This window comes from Streptomyces sp. NPDC015242 (assembly GCF_043079125.1).
Classification (GTDB): Bacteria; Actinomycetota; Actinomycetes; order Streptomycetales; family Streptomycetaceae; genus Streptomyces.
The window spans coordinates 579,494-596,943 of the sequence record NZ_JBIBUF010000003.1; the positions used below are offsets into that span (position 1 = coordinate 579,494).

At 72.3% G+C, this 17,450-nt stretch carries 17 protein-coding genes and 1 tRNA gene; 10 read left to right on the forward strand and 8 right to left on the reverse strand.

The genetic code is table 11. From position 1 onward, the window contains the following. Positions 1 to 210: 210 nt before the first annotated feature. A complete protein-coding gene (locus tag ACF07N_RS14135; RefSeq protein WP_383328563.1) occupies positions 211 to 621 on the forward strand; it encodes an SsgA family sporulation/cell division regulator in 411 nt (136 codons plus the stop codon). 10 nt (positions 622 to 631) lie between these two features. On the opposite strand, the gene ACF07N_RS14140 is transcribed toward ACF07N_RS14135, so the two are convergent. Continuing rightward, positions 632 to 2,038 (reverse strand): FAD-binding oxidoreductase, encoded by a 1,407-nt coding sequence (locus ACF07N_RS14140; protein ID WP_392112181.1) that lies wholly within the window; start codon positions 2,036 to 2,038, stop codon positions 632 to 634. 108 nt (positions 2,039 to 2,146) lie between these two features. Continuing rightward, on the reverse strand, positions 2,147 to 3,292 hold the full coding sequence (gene hppD, locus ACF07N_RS14145; protein ID WP_383339496.1) for a 4-hydroxyphenylpyruvate dioxygenase: 1,146 nt from the start codon (positions 3,290 to 3,292) through the stop codon (positions 2,147 to 2,149). Between the two features lie 123 nt (positions 3,293 to 3,415). Here hppD and ACF07N_RS14150 point away from each other — a divergent pair, with 123 nt between their 5' ends. The 7 genes from ACF07N_RS14150 to ACF07N_RS14180 all read left to right on the forward strand — a co-directional run bounded on the left by ACF07N_RS14150 (position 3,416) and on the right by ACF07N_RS14180 (position 8,443). Next, on the forward strand, positions 3,416 to 3,886 hold the full coding sequence (locus ACF07N_RS14150) for an Lrp/AsnC family transcriptional regulator (RefSeq protein ID WP_392112184.1): 471 nt from the start codon (positions 3,416 to 3,418) through the stop codon (positions 3,884 to 3,886). Between the two features lie 19 nt (positions 3,887 to 3,905). Next, entirely contained in the window at positions 3,906 to 4,553 is a 648-nt protein-coding gene (locus ACF07N_RS14155; RefSeq protein ID WP_383339491.1) for an ABC transporter permease, read from the forward strand. Continuing rightward, positions 4,546 to 5,802 (forward strand): betaine/proline/choline family ABC transporter ATP-binding protein, encoded by a 1,257-nt coding sequence (locus ACF07N_RS14160; RefSeq protein ID WP_392112188.1) that lies wholly within the window; start codon positions 4,546 to 4,548, stop codon positions 5,800 to 5,802. Before ACF07N_RS14155 ends, ACF07N_RS14160 begins: the two co-directional genes overlap by 8 nt. Continuing rightward, positions 5,799 to 6,641, forward strand: coding sequence for an ABC transporter permease (locus tag ACF07N_RS14165; RefSeq protein ID WP_392112191.1), 843 nt, complete (start codon positions 5,799 to 5,801; stop codon positions 6,639 to 6,641). The genes ACF07N_RS14160 and ACF07N_RS14165 overlap by 4 nt, the downstream gene beginning before the upstream one ends. Continuing rightward, positions 6,638 to 7,600 (forward strand): glycine betaine ABC transporter substrate-binding protein, encoded by a 963-nt coding sequence (locus ACF07N_RS14170; RefSeq protein WP_392112194.1) that lies wholly within the window; start codon positions 6,638 to 6,640, stop codon positions 7,598 to 7,600. The genes ACF07N_RS14165 and ACF07N_RS14170 overlap by 4 nt, the downstream gene beginning before the upstream one ends. A 77-nt stretch (positions 7,601 to 7,677) precedes the next feature. Next, the gene (locus tag ACF07N_RS14175) at positions 7,678 to 8,259 is read left to right on the forward strand and encodes an ArsR/SmtB family transcription factor (protein ID WP_392112197.1); all 582 of its coding nucleotides are present in this window, start codon (positions 7,678 to 7,680) and stop codon (positions 8,257 to 8,259) included. 13 nt (positions 8,260 to 8,272) lie between these two features. Continuing rightward, entirely contained in the window at positions 8,273 to 8,443 is a 171-nt protein-coding gene (locus ACF07N_RS14180) for a hypothetical protein (protein WP_392112200.1), read from the forward strand. Here the strand turns inward: ACF07N_RS14180 and ACF07N_RS14185 are convergent. From ACF07N_RS14185 to ACF07N_RS14200, 4 genes are all read right to left on the reverse strand, one after another. After that, the gene (locus tag ACF07N_RS14185; protein WP_383339477.1) at positions 8,440 to 9,231 is read right to left on the reverse strand and encodes a S16 family serine protease; all 792 of its coding nucleotides are present in this window, start codon (positions 9,229 to 9,231) and stop codon (positions 8,440 to 8,442) included. The genes ACF07N_RS14180 and ACF07N_RS14185 overlap by 4 nt on opposite strands. A 102-nt stretch (positions 9,232 to 9,333) precedes the next feature. After that, positions 9,334 to 9,975, reverse strand: coding sequence for an IclR family transcriptional regulator (locus ACF07N_RS14190; RefSeq protein WP_383339474.1), 642 nt, complete (start codon positions 9,973 to 9,975; stop codon positions 9,334 to 9,336). 300 nt (positions 9,976 to 10,275) lie between these two features. Continuing rightward, positions 10,276 to 12,075 carry a DEAD/DEAH box helicase gene (locus ACF07N_RS14195; protein WP_392112203.1) on the reverse strand — a complete coding sequence of 600 codons (1,800 nt, stop codon included), beginning with the start codon at positions 12,073 to 12,075 and terminating at the stop codon, positions 10,276 to 10,278. A 171-nt stretch (positions 12,076 to 12,246) separates the two neighbouring features. Then, a complete protein-coding gene (locus tag ACF07N_RS14200) occupies positions 12,247 to 13,803 on the reverse strand; it encodes an MFS transporter (RefSeq protein WP_392112206.1) in 1,557 nt (518 codons plus the stop codon). A 172-nt stretch (positions 13,804 to 13,975) separates the two neighbouring features. Between ACF07N_RS14200 and ACF07N_RS14205 the strand changes: the two genes are divergently transcribed. After that, positions 13,976 to 14,050 (forward strand) — tRNA-Cys (locus ACF07N_RS14205). Between the two features lie 67 nt (positions 14,051 to 14,117). On the opposite strand, the gene ACF07N_RS14210 is transcribed toward ACF07N_RS14205, so the two are convergent. Next, positions 14,118 to 14,612: a DUF6083 domain-containing protein gene (locus tag ACF07N_RS14210; RefSeq protein WP_392112209.1), complete on the reverse strand. Its 495-nt coding sequence runs from the start codon at positions 14,610 to 14,612 to the stop codon at positions 14,118 to 14,120. Positions 14,613 to 14,915: 303 nt separating this feature from the next. On the opposite strand from ACF07N_RS14210, the gene ACF07N_RS14215 reads away from it, so the two are divergent. Then, entirely contained in the window at positions 14,916 to 16,130 is a 1,215-nt protein-coding gene (locus ACF07N_RS14215) for a hypothetical protein (RefSeq protein ID WP_392112212.1), read from the forward strand. Between the two features lie 10 nt (positions 16,131 to 16,140). On the opposite strand, the gene ACF07N_RS14220 is transcribed toward ACF07N_RS14215, so the two are convergent. After that, a complete protein-coding gene (locus ACF07N_RS14220; protein ID WP_383328626.1) occupies positions 16,141 to 17,307 on the reverse strand; it encodes an SUKH-4 family immunity protein in 1,167 nt (388 codons plus the stop codon). Between the last annotated feature and the right edge of the window lie 143 nt (positions 17,308 to 17,450).

Below are 17,450 nucleotides of genomic sequence, written 5' to 3' on the forward strand. Positions count from 1 at the left end.
GGGCCTCCACATCTATCAGACGAGGGCAAGCCCCACCGCCGCTCCCACCGGACCCGCCCCTTTCGAGCACCGATGTGCTACGCACGGCGCCGCCCCGGGGTGTCCCTCTGCGAAAAAACTTCCGGCAACGCGCGTAATGCCGCGGCCCCGGCCTGCTCTCTCCTGCTGACCGGCCCTCAGGGGCAGCCGTCAGAAGAAGGGAACACCGCCATGCGGACCGTGGTGGAGCGCGAACTGGAGCTGCATCTCGTCCTGTCGCCGGAGCGCAGGATCCCGGTGCCGGCGCGGCTGGGGTACCTCACCGACGACCCGTACGCCGTCCACGTCACCTTCCACACCGACTGCGCGCACCCGGTGTACTGGACGTTCGCCCGGGACCTGCTCGTGGAGGGCGTCTTCCGGCCCTGCGGGCAGGGGGACGTGCGGGTGTGGCCGACGAAGACGGAGGGGCGCAGCGTGGTGCTGATGGCGCTGAGCTCGCCCGACGGGGACGCTCTGCTGGAGGCCCCGGCGGCGCAGGTGTCGGCGTGGCTGGAGCGGACGCTGCGGGTGGTGCCGCCGGGGACGGAGGGCGAACAGCTGGGGCTCGACGACGAGCTGGACCAGTTGCTCGCCCAGTGAGGCGACGGCGTCAGAACAGCTTGCCGGGGTTGAGGATGCCCAGCGGGTCGAAGGCCTGCTTCACGGCCCGCTGCATCTCCATCCCGACGGGGCCGATCTCGCGCGCCAGCCACTCCTTCTTCAGGACGCCGACGCCGTGTTCGCCGGTGATGGTGCCGCCGAGTTCCAGACCGAGGGCCATGATCTCGTCGAAGGACTCGCGGGCGCGGCGCGACTCGTCGGCGTCGGCCGGGTCGAAGCAGACCGTCGGATGGGTGTTGCCGTCGCCCGCGTGGGCGACGACGCCGATGGTGAGCCGGTACTTCTCGGCGATGCGGTCGACGCCGTCGAGCATCTCGGCGAGCCGGGAGCGCGGCACGCACACGTCGTCGATCATCGTGACGCCCTTGACCGCCTCCAGCGCGGTGAGGGACAGCCGGCGTGCCTGGAGGAGCAGTTCGGACTCGGCGGCGTCGTCGGCGGGGACGACCTGGGTGGCGCCGGCGGCCTCGCACAGCGCGCCGACGGCGGCGAGGTCGGATGCGGGCGCGGTGGTGTCGAAGGCGGCCAGGAGCAGGGCCTCGGTGGTCTCGGGCAGGCTCATCTGCGCCAGGTCGTTGACGGCCTTGACCGTGGTCCGGTCCATGAGTTCGAGGAGTGACGGGACGTGGCCGCCCTCCATGACGCGGCACACGGCGTCGCAGGCGGCGGCCGCGGAGGCGAACTCGGCGGCCAGGACGAGCTGCTGGGGCGGCTTGGGCCGCAGCCCGAGCACGGCCCGCACCACGATGCCGAGCGAGCCCTCGGAGCCGACGAACAGCCGGGTCAGGTCGTAGCCGGCGACGCCCTTGGCGGTGCGGCGGCCGGTGGACATGAGCCGTCCGTCGGCGAGGACCACGTCGAGCCCGAGGACGTACTCGGCGGTGACCCCGTACTTCACGCAGCACAGGCCGCCGGAGGCGGTGCCGATGTTGCCGCCGATGGTGCACATCTCCCAGCTGGAGGGGTCCGGCGGGTAGTACAGGCCGTGTTCGCCGACGGCCCGGGACAGGGCGGCGTTGACGACGCCGGGTTCGACGACGGCGATGCGGTCGACCGGGTTGATCTCCAGGATCCGGTCCATCTTCGTCAGGGAGAGCACGATGCAGCCGTCGGAGGCGTTGGCGGCGCCGGACAGGCCGGTGCGGGCGCCCTGCGGGACGACCGGGACCCGCAGGGCGGTGGCCGTGCGCATCACGTGCTGGACCTGTTCGGCCGTCCGGGGCAGCACGACGACGGCGGGGGTGCCGGCCGGGCAGAAGCTCGCCATGTCGTGGGCGTAGGAGGCCGTGATGTCGGGGTCGGTGAGCACCGCGTCGGCGGGCAGGCCGCCGAGCAGCAGGTCGACGAGGTTGCCGGTCCTGTCGTCGGGAGGCGCTTCGATACGGCTCATGATCACAGGTTCGCACCCGGGGCGAGCGGTGTGAACCCCGCCGGGGGCGGCCTTCGCCTGTCCGGGGCGTGCGGGTGCCCCGTGACACCCGCACACCCGGGACGCGCCGTCGGGCTACAGGTTGCCGCGGCGGGCCTGCTCGCGCTCGATCGCCTCGAACAGGGCCTTGAAGTTGCCCTTGCCGAAGCCCATGGAGCCGTGCCGTTCGATGATCTCGAAGAAGACCGTCGGACGGTCCTGGACCGGCTTGGTGAAGATCTGCAGCAGGTAGCCGTCCTCGTCGCGGTCGGCGAGGATCTTCAGCTCGCGCAGGGTGTCGATCGGCACGCGCGTCTCGCCGACCCACTCCCCCAGCGTGTCGTAGTAGGAGTCGGGCGTGTTGAGGAACTCCACGCCGGCCGCGCGCATCGTGCGGACCGTCTGCACGATGTCGTTGGTGTTGAGGGCGATGTGCTGCACCCCCGCGCCGCCGTAGAACTCCAGGTACTCGTCGATCTGGGACTTCTTCTTGGCGATGGCCGGCTCGTTGATCGGGAACTTCACCTTGAGCGTGCCGTCCGCGACGACCTTGGACATCAGGGCGCTGTACTCGGTGGCGATGTCGTCGCCCACGAACTCCTTCATGTTCGTGAAGCCCATGACCTTGTTGTAGAAGCCGACCCACTCGTTCATGCGGCCGAGCTCGACGTTGCCGACGCAGTGGTCGATCGCCTGGAAGGTGCGCTGGGCGGGCGGCTCGACGATCGGCTTGGCCGCGACGTAGCCCGGCAGGTACGGGCCGTCGTAGCCCGAGCGCTCGACGAGGGTGTGGCGGGTCTCGCCGTAGGTGGCGATCGCGGCGAGGACGACCGTGCCGTGCTCGTCCTTCGTCTCGTACGGCTCGGCGACCGAGCGGGCGCCGTGCTCCAGAGCGTAGGCGTACGCGGCGCGCGCGTCCGGCACCTCGATGGCGAGGTCGACGACGCCGTCGCCGTGCTCGGCCACGTGCCGGGCGAGGAAGTGGCCCCAGTCGGTGGTGGGCTTGATGACCGAGGTGAGGACGAAGCGGGCGGAGCCGTTCTCCAGGACGTAGCTCGCGGTCTCGCGGCTGCCGTTCTCCGGTCCGGAGTAGGCGACCAGCTTCATGCCGAAGGCGGTGGAGTAGTAGTGCGCCGCCTGCTTGGCGTTGCCCACGGCGAAGACGACCGCGTCCATTCCCTTGACCGGGAAGGGGTCGGCCTGCCGGGCGGTGTCGGGAGTGTGGTGTGTGGTCTGCGTCATAGCCGCAGGGTCTCCCTGCTCGGCAAGGTGCGCAATAGTTTGCGTTTCGATTGGGCAATCTGTTCAGCAATACGGCGGAAGCATCGGTCTTTCTGTACAGGATGACCATCTCGGGAGGCTGCTGTGGCGATCGATCAGCTGGACGGCCGGATCATCCTGCTGCTCGCCCGGGAGCCGCGGATCGGGGTGCTGGAGATGTCCCGGCGGCTGGGCGTGGCCCGGGGCACCGTGCAGGCACGGCTGGACCGGCTTCAGTCGAACGGAGTCATCCGCGGATTCGGCCCCGAGGTGGATCCGGCGGCGCTCGGCTATCCGGTCACGGCGTTCGCCACGCTCCAGATCCGGCAGGGGCAAGGCGCCGACGTACGGGCCCACTTGGCGACCGTGCCGGAGGTGCTGGAGCTGCACACCACCACCGGCAGCGGGGACATGCTGTGCCGGCTGGTGGCCCGCTCCAACGCCGATCTCCAACGTGTGATCGACCGGGTCGTCGGTTTTGATGGCATCGTCCGGGCCTCCACGGCGATCGTCATGGAGAACCCCGTTCCGCTGCGGATCATCCCGCTCGTGGAGCAGGCCGCGGAGGAGACCTGACGTCATGGGGTGAGCGCGTGTGAACTTCTGGGAGTACCTGGCGGGCCGGCACCAGCAACTGCTCACCGACGCCTACCAGCACGCCAGCGCCGTCTTCCAGTGCATGGTCGTCGCGACCCTGCTGGGGGTGCTGATCGGCGTCGCCACCTATCGCAGCGAATGGGCCGGGAACCTCGCGACCACGGCCACCGCCACCGTCCTGACCGTGCCCGCGCTCGCCCTGATCGGCCTGCTGATCCCGGTCGTGGGCCTGGGCGTGGCACCGACGGTGATCGCGCTGACCCTGTACGGCCTGCTGCCGGTCGTCCGCAACGCGATCGTCGGCCTGCGCGGCGTCGACCCGGCGCTGGTGGACGCGGCCACCGGCATCGGCATGTCCCGCCCGGCCCGGCTGCTGCGGGTCGAGCTGCCGCTGGCCTGGCCGCCGATCCTGACCGGGATCCGGGTGGCGACGCAGATGCTGATGGGCATCGCCGCCATCGCCGCGTACGCCTCCGGGCCGGGCCTGGGCAACGTCATCTTCCGCGGGCTCGCCTCGCTGGGCAGCGCCAACGCGCTCAACCAGGTCCTCGCGGGCACGCTCGGCATCATCGTCCTCGCCCTGCTGTTCGACGCCGCGTACGTGCTGATCGGGCGGCTGACCATTCCCAGGGGGATCCGTGCCTGAGACCGGGCACCACGGTGCCTCCATCGAGCTGGAGAACCTGACCAAGCGGTTCCCCGGCAGCGCGCAGCCGGCCGTGGACAACGTGAGCATGGAGATCAAGGCGGGCGAGGTCGTCGTCCTGGTCGGCCCGTCGGGCTGCGGGAAGTCGACCACGCTCAGGATGATCAACCGGCTGATCGAGCCGTCCGGCGGCCGGATCCGCATGGGCGGCGAGGACGTCACCGACATCGACCCGGTCGGGCTGCGCCGCAAGGTCGGCTACGCGATCCAGTCCGCCGGGCTCTTCCCGCACATGACGGTCGCGCAGAACATCGGCCTGGTCCCGAAGATGATCGGCTGGCCGAAGGCCCGGATCAGGGAGCGCACCGAGGAGCTGCTCGACCTCGTCGGCCTGGATCCCGGCGAGTTCCACGGCCGTTATCCGCGCCAGCTCTCCGGCGGTCAGCAGCAGCGCGTGGGCGTGGCCCGGGCGCTGGCGGCCGATCCCCCGGTGCTGCTGATGGACGAGCCGTTCGGGGCGGTGGACCCGATCACCCGGGACCATCTCCAGGACGAGCTGATCCGGCTCCAGCACGAGCTGCGCAAGACGATCGTGTTCGTCACCCATGACTTCGACGAGGCGATCAAGCTCGGCGACCGCATCGCCGTGCTGCGCGAGCGCTCGCACATCGCCCAGTTCGACACCCCCGAGGCGATCCTGACCAACCCGGCGGACGACTTCGTCTCCGGGTTCGTGGGGGCCGGGGCGGCGCTGAAGCGGCTGAACCTGACCCGCGTCCGGGACGTGGAGATCACCGACTACCCGACCGCCACGGTCGACGACCCGCTGCAGCAGATCCTCAACCGGCTGCGGGCCGGCGGCACCAACGAGATCCTGCTGCTCGACCGGCGGGGCCGCCCCTACAAGTGGCTGCGGCGCGGCGACCTGCTGCGGGCCAGGGGTTCCCTGGCCCGCGCCGGGACGCTGGTGCACGACACGGTCACCCGGGACGCGACCCTGCGCGACGCGCTGGAGGCGGTGCTCACCGACAACGCGGGGCGGGTGGCGGTGACCGGGCGGCGCGGCGAGTACACGGGCGTGGTCGACATGGAGACGCTCATGAACTCGGTGCACGAGATGCTGGAGGCGGACCGGCTCGACGCGATGGAGCACCAGCACGAGCTGGAGTCGCTGCGGGCCGCGCAGACCCAGGCGGAGCAGGAGGGGGCCGGGGGTGTGACGGGCGTGGGCCGCGGAGGGGAGCGGTGAGGGCCGCGGCGGCCGAGGAGACCTCCGGGCGGTCCGGGGCGGACTCCGGGCCCGTCGGCGAAACCTCCGCGCCGGTTCCCGGACCGCTCCGGCCGGAGCGCCGGCCCGCCCGGGTCGGCCGGCGGAAGCTGACCTTCCTGCCCGTCGGCCTGATCGCCGTGTGCCTCGCCACCTGGCTCTGGTTCGAGCAGGCCGATCTGGACGCGCTCACCCGGAACGCCCTGTCGGGCGGCCAGGTGTCCAAGGCGCTGTGGCAGCACATCCAGCTGACCGCGATCTCCACGTTCTTCGTGCTGGTCATCGCGATCCCGCTGGGCATCCTGCTGACCCGCGGGAGGTTCCGCGGGGCCACGCCGGTGGTGATGGCTTTCGCCAACACGGGCCAGGCGACCCCGGCGATCGGTCTGCTCGCCCTGCTGGTGATCTGGGTGGGCATCGGCCGCCGGGCCGCCCTGATCGGCATGATCCTCTACGCCGTCCTGCCGGTGCTGTCCAACACCATGGCGGGCCTGAAGGCGAACGACCCGACCCTGCTGGAGGCCGGCCGCGGCATCGGCATGTCCCCGATGGGCGTGCTGACCCGGGTCGAACTCCCCCTCGCCGTCCCGCTGATCCTGGCGGGCGTACGCACGGCCCTCGTCCTCAACGTCGGTACGGCGACCCTGGCGGTCTTCGGCGGGGGCGGCGGCCTCGGCGTGCTGATCACGACCGGGATCACCAACCAGCGCATGCCGGTGCTGGTGCTGGGGTCGGTCCTCACGGTCGTCCTGGCGCTGCTGGTGGACTGGCTGGCCTCGCTCGCCGAACTGCTGCTGCGGCCGCGGGGGCTGCGGGCATGAGGGGCCGGGTGGTGTCGGCGGTGCTGCTGCTGGCGGCGGCCTCCGGGTGCGGCCTGACCAGCGGCTCCCCCATGGCCGACGACGTCCGGCCCGGGTCGGTCGGACAGGGCGAGCCGCTGCGGGGCGCGAGCCTGACGGTGACGTCGAAGTCGTTCACCGAGGGCCTGATCCTGGGCGCGATCATGGGGATCTCCCTGGAGGCGGCCGGGGCGGAGGTGCTCGACCGGACGGGCATCCAGGGCTCCATCGGCAGCCGCGAGGCGGTGCGCAAGGGCGACGCGGACGCCGGGTACGAGTACACGGGCACGGCCTGGATCACCTACCTCGGGCACAGCGAGCCGATCGCCGACCCGAAGCGGCAGTGGGAGGCCGTGAAGAAGGAGGACGCGGCGAACGGCCTGGCCTGGCTGCCGCCGTCGACCCTCGACAACACCTACGCGCTGGCGATGAACCGGCGCAACGCCGAGAAGTACGGCACGAAGACCATGTCGGACGTGGCGAGGCTGGCGAAGTCCGACCCCGGTGCCGTGCGGCTGTGCGTGGAGGTCGAGTTCGCCAACCGGGCGGACGGACTGCCGGGCATGCAGAAGCGGTACGGGATGGACCTGCCGGCGCGGAACGTCACGCAGATGGACACGGGGATCATCTACACGCAGACGGCGAAGGGGACTTGCCCGTACGGCGAGGTGTTCACGACGGACGGGCGGATCAAGTCGATGGACCTGGTCGTGATGGACGACGACCGCAAGTTCTTCCCCAACTACAACGCGGCCCCGATGATCAACGCCAGGACGCTGAAGGAGTGGCCGGCGATCGCGGACGTCCTCAACCCGGTGACGGCGCGGCTGAACAACGCCGTGGCGCGGGACCTCAACGCGAAGGTGGACGTGGACGGGGAGGATCCGCACGAGGTGGCCCTGGACTGGCTGGTGGCGGAGGGGTTCGTCAAGGAGGGCTAGGCCGTCGCGGCGAGGGTCCCGGAGACGGTTGCAAAGGAACCCTTGCAAGGGTCCCTTTGCAACGCTACCTTTGCATCGTGACCGACTCCCAGAACCCCGAGGTACGGCAGCTCGACGCCCGCTCCCTGCGGGGACTGGCTCATCCGCTGCGGATGCAGTTGCTGATCGCGTTGCGACGCGGCGGACCAGCCACCGCCTCGCAACTGGCACAGAAACTGGGCGAGTCGAGCGGCGCAACCAGCTACCACTTGCGGCAGCTCGCCGCGCACGGGTTCGTCGCTGACGATCCCGAGCGCGGCAAGGGGCGCGAGCGATGGTGGAAGGCGGTGGACCAAGGCGTCCAGCTCGACGAGACCTTGATCAAGGATCCGGATCCGGCCGTGCGCGGAGCCGTCGCCCTGTTCCGCTACGAACTGGCGAACGTGCACACCCGAGAGGTGGCGACCTGGCTCGGCACCACGAACGACTGGGCCGAGGGATGGGACGGCGCCACCGATCTGAGCGACTTCAACCTACGGCTCACTCCTGAACTCGCCCGTGAGCTGATCGGCAGGATGCACGAGCTAGTGCAGAGCTACCGCCCTCTCGCCGAGGGCACCCCGGACGCCGAAACAGTGCGCGTCCACACGCACGTCTTCCCCACCCGGACGAAGCTGTGAGAGGCCACCACCCATGCACCCCGACATCCACCTCGCCCTGCACCACGCCCGCGCTGCCGAACTCCGTGCCGAGGCGGGCCCCCGCCCGGCACCCCGCCCCGGCCTGCGCACACGTCTGGGCTGGACCCTCGTCGAGGTCGGGCTGAAGCTCGCCACCCATCCCCGGCCTGCCGCCGCGCACTAACAGCTCGGCACGGACCCCTTGCCCGTCTCCAGAGCGAGCAGGGAGTCCACCGTGCCCTTCAGGGTCGTGACCGGGATCAGCCGCAGCCCCTTGGGCAGCTCGGCGCGCGCGTCCGCGCACTCCGCCTTCGGCACCAGGAACACCGTCGCGCCGTCCCGCCTGGCCGCCTGCGTCTTCAGGGCGACGCCCCCCACCGCGCCGACCGTGCCGTCCGCGTCGATCGTGCCCGTACCGGCGATCACCCGGCCGCCGGTGAGGTCACCGCCCGCACCGTCGCCGTCGAGCTTGTCGATGATCCCGAGGGAGAACAGCAGCCCCGCGCTGGGGCCGCCCACGTCGGCGAGCTTCAGGCTGACCTTGACGTCCTCGGGGTCGAGATCGAGGTAGCCCAGCGCCGCCTGGGTCGCCGCGTCCTGGGACTCCTTCATCTGCTTCTCGTTGTGCCGCTCGATCTCCTTGACGGTGTCCCCGCTGGGGTAGAGCGCGTCGCGCGGCATGACGGCCTCGTCGGTGCGGAACCAGCTGTCGACGACGTCGGGGAGGAAGACACGGGTGTCCGGTGACGTCGCGGCGATGGTCGTCATCAGCAGCTGGCCCCGGGTGTCCTTGGCCGGTGCTCCCGAGATGGTGATCACCGGCGCGCCCTTGTGCTCGCCGAGCACGTTCGCCGTGTCACCCGGCTGCGCCACCGAGAACGGCAGCGGCGCGAACACGGCCGTGGCGAGCAAGGCCACGACGGGCAGGGCGCAGACGGCGAGGGCCCGGGGGCGCGTGAGGCGAGAGAACACGGGATCAATCTAACGCGGGCGGGGCGGACGCCCCGGGGCAGGTCGTGCCGCCCGCGCACGGCCCCGGCCCGGCCCGTCGGGCCCGGGCGACCGGGGCGGACGTCAGCGCAGGGCTTCCGCCACCTCGCGGGCCGCTTCGACCACGCGCGGGCCGACCCGCTCCGGCACGACGTCGGCCAGCATCACCACGCCCACGCTGCCCTCGACCCCCGTCACGCCGAGCAGCGGGGCCGCCGCCCCGCACGCTCCGGCCTCCAGCTCCCCGTGGGTGAGCGTGTATCCCGGGTCCGACCCGCGGTGCTGCCGGGCCGCGAGGATGGCCTTGCCGGCGGCGCCCCGGTCCAGCGGGTGCCGGAACCCGGCCCGGTACGCCACGTGGTAGTCCGTCCAGGTCGGCTCCACCACGGCCACGGCGAGCGCGTCGGCGCCGTCGACCAGGGTCAGGTGGGCCGTCGCGCCGATGTCCTCGGCCAGCGACCGCAGCGCCGGCATCGCGGCCTCCCGGACCAGCGGATGGACCTGCCGCCCCAGACGCAGCACACCGAGGCCGACCCGGGCACGTCCGCCCAGGTCACGGCGTATCAGCGCGTGCTGCTCCAACGTGGCCAGCAACCGGTACACCACGGTCCGGTTCACGCCCAGGCGGAGCGAGAGCTCGGTCACGGTCAGTCCGTGGTCCGTGTCGGCGAGCAGCTTGAGGACCCGCAGTCCCCGGTCGAGCGTCTGGGAGGTCTCCGCGGTCACGACGCCCACTCCTTAGTGGTGAGGTCGGCGGCCCCCTGGCCGGCGGATGCGTCACCGAGTCCCGTCGGCGACGCGCGTCAGAGGCCGCCGATCGGCCGGCGGCCCGGCCTGTCCGGGCCGCGTCGCTTCACGGCTGCGCTCCGCGGCGGCTCTGCCACGGGGCGTGTGCGTAGCGGGACAGTAGCGAAGGGGGTTCGCTGAGCGGAAGGCTCCGTCCAGAATCCGGGCACGGCCCCGGGTGGAGTGCTCTGTTTGCGGGGGTATGCGCGCCCCCCAGGTTGTGGAGCCCTCCCCGGGCCGTCACTTCATGCGGGTGGCCCACTCCTGGACCTTGGCGATCCGCTGCCGCAGCTGCCCCGCCGTCGCCTCGGCCGCCGGGGGCCCGCCGCACACGCGCCGCAGCTCGGTGTGGATCACGCCGTGCGGCTTGCCGCTCTGGTGGACGTACGCGCCGACCATGGTGTTGAGCTGCCGTCGCAGCTCCATCATCTCCTTGTGGGAGACGACGGGCCGCCGCTCGGCGGGCAGTTCGAGCAGGTCGGCCTCGTCGTCCGGCTTCTTGCGGCTGTGCGCGATCTGCCGGGCCTGCCGCTTCTGCAGCAGCAGCTGGACCTGGTCGGGCTCCAGCAGTCCCGGAATGCCGAGGTAGTCCTGCTCCTCCTCGCTGCCCGGGTGGGCCTGCATGCCGAACTCGGCGCCGTTGTACATGACCCGGTCGAAGACGGCGTCGGACTCCAGCGCCTCGAAGGGCAGCATGTCCTGCTCGCCGGTGTCCTCGTCCTGCTCCTTGTTCGCCTCGTCCATCTCCTTCTCGGACTCGGCGTAGGGGTCCTCCTCACCCTCCTTCTTGGGCTTGTCGAGGACGTGGTCGCGCTCGCGCTCCATCTCGTTGGCGAAGGAGAGCAGGTCGGGCACGGTCGGCAGGAACACCGAGGCCGTCTCGCCGCGCCGCCGGGAGCGCACGAAACGGCCCACGGCCTGCGCGAAGAACAGCGGCGTGGAGATGGTCGTGGCGTAGACGCCCACCGCGAGCCGGGGCACGTCGACGCCCTCGGACACCATCCGCACCGCGACCATCCACCGGTCGGTGTTGTTGCTGAACTCGTCGATCCGCGCGGAGGCGCCGGAGTCGTCGGACAGCACGAGGGTCGCCTTGCTGCCGGTGATGTCACGGATCAGCTTGGCGTAGGCGCGGGCCGATTCCTGGTCGGAGGCGATGACGAGCGCACCCGCGTCCGGGATGGCCTTCCGGACCTCGGTCAGGCGCTGGTCGGCGGCGCGCAGCACGGCCGGCATCCACTCGCCGCGCGGGTCGAGCGCGGTCCGCCAGGCCTGGCTGACGGCGTCCTTGGTCATGGGCTCGCCGAGCCGGGCCGCGACCTCGTCGCCGGCCTTGGTGCGCCAGCGCATGTTGCCGCTGTAGGAGAGGAAGATGACGGGCCGGACGACGTTGTCGGCGAGGGCGTTGCCGTAGCCGTAGGTGTAGTCGGCGGCCGACCGGCGGATGCCGTCGTTGCCCTCCTCGTACGTGACGAAGGGGATGGGGTTGGTGTCGGACCGGAACGGCGTACCGGTCAGGGCCAGCCGGCGGGTCGCCGGCTCGAAGGCCTCCAGACAGGCCTCTCCCCAGGACTTGCTGTCACCGGCGTGGTGGATCTCGTCGAGGATGACGAGGGTCTTGCGCTGCTCCACGCGGTTGCGGTGCAGCATGGGCCGCACGCCGACACCCGCGTACGTGACGGCGACGCCGTGGTACTCCCGGCCGAGCGGCCCGGCGCTGTACTCCGGGTCGAGCTTGATCCCTATGCGGGCGGCGGCCTCGGCCCACTGCTTCTTCAGGTGCTCGGTCGGGGCCACCACGGTGACCTGCTGCACGACATGGTGGTGCAGCAGCCAGGACGCCAGCGTCAGGGCGAAGGTCGTCTTGCCGGCGCCGGGGGTGGCGACCGCCAGGAAGTCCCGCGGCTGCTCCTGGATGTACTTCTCCATCGCGCCCTGCTGCCAGGCGCGGAGCTTGCTGGCGGTGCCCCAGGGGGCGCGCCCGGGGAACGCCGGGGAGAGGTGGTGCGAGGCAGTGCTGGTGCCGGCGGTGGTAGTCACGGTCTCCGTTGGGGGTCGGGCGGCTCGTGCGAGGAGCCTGACGGCTCGGCTACGTATGACAACCGGGCCACCCTACCGGCGCGCCCGGCCGGCCACCGCGCGGACCGGGCCGCGTCACCGGCGGGTGGGACCGACGTCACAGCCCGGCCGGTGCCGAGCCGCCCCGAACCGTTACGGCCGCCGCTCCCGCAGCCGGGTCGACACCCAGGCTCCCGCCAGGGCCACCACCGCCATCGGCAGGAAGACGGCGGCGAAGGCGGCCGGGTGGGAGCCGGAAGTGCCGCCGGCGGCGTGGGTGGCGGTGTGGGAGACCGTGCCGCCGCCCAGGGCGGCGAAGGCGGCGCCGCCGGCGGACAGCAGGACCACGTTGGAGAGGCCGTCGGAGATCTGCAGGGCGGCGGAGTTGCTGCCGGCCTCCTCCGGGGCGGACAGCTTCAGCAGGAGCACGCTCGTGGAGGAGATGACGAGGCCCATGCCGAAGCAGCCGACGCCCCAGGCGGCGGCCACGGTCCAGACGGGCACGGAGTCGACGAGCACGCTCGGCGCCGTGGCGATGGCCGCCGCGACCAGGAGCATGCCGACGGTCGTCAGCCGCTCCCGGTACGGTTCGAGCCGCGACCGCGACTGCACCCAGGACCCCAGCGCCCAGGTCCCGCCGCCCGCGGCGAGCGAGAAGCCGGCCAGGGTCGGGCTGAGCCCGCGCTGAGTGACCAGCATCAGCGGCACGAAGGACTCCGCGGCGATGAACGACCCGGCGGCGACGCCGCGCAGCAGCACGACCGAGGGCAGACCGCGGGCGGCCCGGTAGGTGCCGCGCGGCAGCAGCCCGAGCACGGCGGGCACGAGCAGGGCCACGCCGAGCGCCGCCGGCAGCAGCGAGAGGGGGCGCAGGTCCTGCGCGGCGTACTGGAGGAGGCCGGCGCCGAGGGAGATGCCCAGGGCGAGCCGGATCCGGCGCCGGTCGAAGGAGGCCTCGGGACCGTCCCCGCCGGGCTGTCCTCCCCGGGTCCGCTCCCCTGGCTGCCCCGGCTCCCCCGGGTTGCCTTGCTGCCCCGGCGCGGCCGGCTCGCTCGGTTCTCCGACGGATCCGGACGCGCGCCGGCGGATCTGCGGCAGGGCGAAGGCGAGCGGGAGCAGGACGAGGACGGGGATCCCCACGAACACCCAGCGCCACCCGAGCCGCTCGGTGACCGTGCCGGCGGCGAGGGGGCCCACGATCGACGGCACGATCCAGGCCGCCGCGAAGGCCGCCATGATCGTCGGCCGCAGCCGTTCCGGATAGGCCCGCCCGACCACCACGTACAGCGCGACGATCACCATCCCGCCGCCGAGCCCCTGCACGGCCCGCCCCAGGATGAACACCCACATCGCCCCCGCGGTCCCGGACAGCAGCAGCCCGGCACCGAAGGAGGCGATGCCCGAGGTCAGCGGCCCGAGGGGTCCGTGCCGGTCCGACCACTGCCCGGCGAGCACCATCCCGAACAGGCTGGTCGTGAAGTACCCGGAGAACGCGAACGCGTACAGCGGGATGCCGTCCAGTTCCCGTGCCGCGACGGGCATCGCCGTACCGACGGCGGTCGCCTCGAAGGCGATGAGCAGCACGACGGAGACGATCCCGATGCTCAACGCCCGGTATCCCGGCCCCAGTACGCCGTCGTCTCCCCCGGCGAGAGGGGACGGCAGGGCAGCACTCACGACATCGGCGTCACGCGGCTTGGACTCGGGCATGCCGGCCAGCGTAAGGTCCACGCGCCCCTGTGACCCCTGTCGCGGGACGGTCCCGGGCTGAGACCTTGGTCGTACGTCCCGTATGAACGGCGTGTGGCAGTCACATTGCAGGGGCCCGGATGCCCTTGAGCGCCGCGTCGGCGGCGCCGTACGGTCGATCCACCGAGTTCAAGGCCGTGTGCCCGAGTGGTTCAGGGGCTCGCCTGCAAAGCGAGTTACGTGGGTTCGAATCCCGCCACGGCCTCCATTGGTTCGCCGTCTGACCGGCCTATTCTTCCTGTCGGGCATCCGCTACGGGAGCTCCTGCGAGGGTCTCAGCCCGCGTGCGGGAGGGGCTGGGCGCCCGGGTGCGTGGCGCCGTCGGCCTGTCGCCGGGCCCGGTGTTCGCGCTCCTGGCGCAGCGCGTCCAGCCATCGCCACGGACCAGGTTCCTCCAGTCGCAGGCCCGGGCAGACGATCCGGTGCGGTACGCGGCACACCGCTCCGGGCGCGGGCTCGTCGTCGCGGCTGTTCCAGGCCGTGCCGTCGGAGTCCACGTGCCAGCGGTGCCACGGGGGCACCCGGTGCGCCGGTACCCGCAGGTCCGGTTCGAGCAGGACGTGCCGGCCGTAGTACGTGACGCACCGGTCACCGATGAACCCGCAGTTGGGGCAGCGCGGTGGAGCCGGTGGCTCCGGGCCGGTGGCGCCCTCCAGTGCCGCCTGGGCACGGTCGGCCTTCTCCCACGGCCGCGGAGCGTCCGGTGGCCGCTGCCGGTGCCCGTCGGGGCCGGGCAACGGGATGATGCCGGATTCGCCTGTGTCCCCCATGTGTTGCAGCGTGCGCCCGGGCACAGAAGGGGGGAAGGGCGCGTTCAGGGCGCAACAGGGGCAAGCCGCCGGGGCGTCGACGCCCGCCGCACGGCTCGGGTGGCGCGCGACCGGCCCGCCGTCGCCCGGGAGCCCGATGAACCGGAGTCCGACGAACCGGAGTCGAACGAAACGGAGTCCAACAAACCGGTTGCCGGGCGCACAACCCCCTGCCCCTTTCAGGTGTCCAGCACATGACCGGCAGCCGGCGCTCCGGTCGTCGTGCCGTTCGGTGCGACCAGGATTCCGACAAGGAGAACCACCGTGCACCTGCGCCCCCCGGCAGCCGTCCTGGCCGCTGCCGTGATCGCCGTCGCCGGACCCGCTGTCGCCGCGCCCCCGGCGCACGCCGAGGAGGGCGGCCCGGACCTGGTCGTGTCGACGCTCCCGGCGGCCTCCCTCGAACCGGGCGAGGTGTACGACGAGTCCGTCACGCTCACCAACAAGGGCACGGCGGCCGTGGACGGCGTCACCTTCCGGGTGCGGCTGACCCGCGGCCTCGACTTCCCCGAGGAGGTGAAGGGCTGCACCTACTCGACCGTGCGGGACCAGGTCAGGCAGGCGCTGTGCGAGCTCGACACGGTCGTCGGCCCCGGCGCCTCCGTCACGACGCCGGTCCGCTTCAAGGCGCTCGGCAAGGCCCTCATGGAGGCCGTCGAGTACGGCACGAGCGCCGGTGGGGAGGCGCCCGGTGACGGCTTCGACGACAGCCACCGGCGGATGACCCTGACCGCGGACAGCACCGCCGACCTGGTCGCGGTCGGTGAGGACACGGAGGCCCTGGCCGGCGAGCGGCAGTCCTTCACGGCGGCCCTGCGCAACGACGGCCCCGGCTGGGTGCAGAACCAGGAGAGCGACGACCTGCCGGGCCTGCTGGTGCAGATACCGCCGGGCACCACCGCCGTCGAGGTGCCCGGGGACTGCGCGCCGTTCGGGATCGACGGCCCGAGCGCACCGCAGGGGACCCCGGGCAAGCCCAGGTACGTCTGCTGGCCCGCGGACGGCACCCTCGACGTCGGCCAGTCCCTGAACTACACCTTCCTGCTGCAGATCGAGGAGTCCGCGCAGGACACCGAGGGCAAGGTCACGGTGTCCTCCGTCTACGGCGTCACCCCCGCGTACGACGGCGACCGCGCCAACAACAGCGCCCTGATCCGCATCGACCTGCCCAGCGACTACGAGCCCGGGCCGAGCCCGTCGGACAGCGCCGACGGGGGCAGCGGCGGCGGTGACGGCAACGAGCCGGAGGGGCAGGCCGCCGGCGGCAGCGGCACCTCGGAATCCCCCTCGGCCACGGCCCCGGCCGGCACCACCGGCGGATCCGGCGGCACCATGTCCGGCGGTGCCACCGGGGGCGGTCTCGCCGCCACCGGTTCCGACGGCACCGCCCTGATCGCCGGTGCCGCCGCGGCGGCAGCGGTCATCGGCGGCGGTCTGGTGTTCGCCGTGCGCCGCCGCGGTGCGGCCGGGTCCGTCTGACGGCGGCTCGTCAGAGCACCCCGCCCGCCTCGTCCTGGAACGCGTCCGTCCAGTAGTGGCGGCCCGAACCGCCCGTCGTGACACCCGTCGGGTCGACCGTCGACAGGACCTGGAGCATCGTCATGGCCAGCTGGTCGTACGTGTCGGTCGTCAGCTCATGCGCCGACTGTGCGTCGATCGCCCGCTCGCGGTGCAGGAGCCAGAGCGTGAAGGCCAGGGTGGAGACGTCCGTGTTGAGGGGGTGGAGCGTCGCCTCGGTCTCGCTCCAGTCGAGGACCGCGCCCGTGGTGCCGTCGACGACCAGGCTGTGGTCCTCGGCCAGGTGACCGAGGCGTATCAGGCGGTCGGCGCCGGCGGGGAGGCGGGGCGGGGTGTCCGCGTCGGCGTGGAACTCGGCCAGGGTGGCCAGCGGGACGTCGGTGTCCAGGCAGAAGACGTGGGCGTCCTCCGGGAGGCCCACCTCGCGCAGGAAGCGGCGGGTCGGCTCGTGCGTGAGCGTCGCCGGGAAGTCGACCTCCTCGAAGCGGGCCACCTTGCCGGGGCCGAACTCCTGGTCCAGCAGGCGGTGCGGAAGGTCCAGGGAGAGGCCCGACGCACCGGAGCGGCCCGCGACCAGCGACAGGGGGCGGATCAGGGCCGCCATCTTCCAGAAGGGGGCCGGTTCGCCGTCCGCGCCGTCCCGGAAGACGGACAGCAGGTGCCGGGAGGCCTCCGCCACCGCCTTGGGGCCGTAGCGGCCCGCGTAGGACGCGAACTGGCCGCGCAGGCCGGCCAGTTCGTCCGTCGCCTCCGCGAAGCGGACCAGCGTCCGCAGGGAGGGCGCCAGCGGGCGGCGGTCCATCAGGTCGGGGCGGTCGTGCAGGACGTACGTCGTCGAGATCTCGCCCGTCGCGCCGTCCAGCAGGACCGATTCGGTCTCCAGTCCCGCGGGGCCCAGCAGCCCGCCTATCACCAGCTGTTCGCGCAGCTCCGCCGCGAGCCGTCCGTCCGGGTCGCCCGTGGAGTCCGCGACCGTGCGCAGGCCGTCACGGCGCAGGTCGTCGAAGCTCAGCACACCGCTGTCGGACGGCAGGCCCGGTCCGGTCAGCCAGTGCCGCGTCGACGCGTGCGTCACCCACGGGTCCAGCTCGGACTCGGTCAGGGTGATCACCGCGGCACCGGCGTCGGTCGTACTCATGGGCTCCCCCGCATGCGCTCTCTCCCGTCCCCTGGCGGAGCACGGCGCATCGCCCGGCCTGGCCCGGCAGCCGTCCCCCACGGACCGGAACACTACGCCCCACCACTGACAACGCCCCGGAACAGCGACACGTGCCCGGCGAG

Coding starts and splice junctions, on each gene's coding strand:
- ACF07N_RS14170 (WP_392112194.1), top strand. CDS start 6,638: ATGAGGGGCCGGGTGGTGTCGGCGGTGCTGCTGCTGGCGGCGGCCTCC.
- ACF07N_RS14200 (WP_392112206.1), bottom strand. CDS start 13,803: ATGCCCGAGTCCAAGCCGCGTGACGCCGATGTCGTGAGTGCTGCCCTG.
- ACF07N_RS14220 (WP_383328626.1), bottom strand. CDS start 17,307: ATGAGTACGACCGACGCCGGTGCCGCGGTGATCACCCTGACCGAGTCC.
- hppD (WP_383339496.1), bottom strand. CDS start 3,292: ATGACGCAGACCACACACCACACTCCCGACACCGCCCGGCAGGCCGAC.
- ACF07N_RS14210 (WP_392112209.1), bottom strand. CDS start 14,612: ATGGGGGACACAGGCGAATCCGGCATCATCCCGTTGCCCGGCCCCGAC.
- ACF07N_RS14180 (WP_392112200.1), top strand. CDS start 8,273: ATGCACCCCGACATCCACCTCGCCCTGCACCACGCCCGCGCTGCCGAA.
- ACF07N_RS14135 (WP_383328563.1), top strand. CDS start 211: ATGCGGACCGTGGTGGAGCGCGAACTGGAGCTGCATCTCGTCCTGTCG.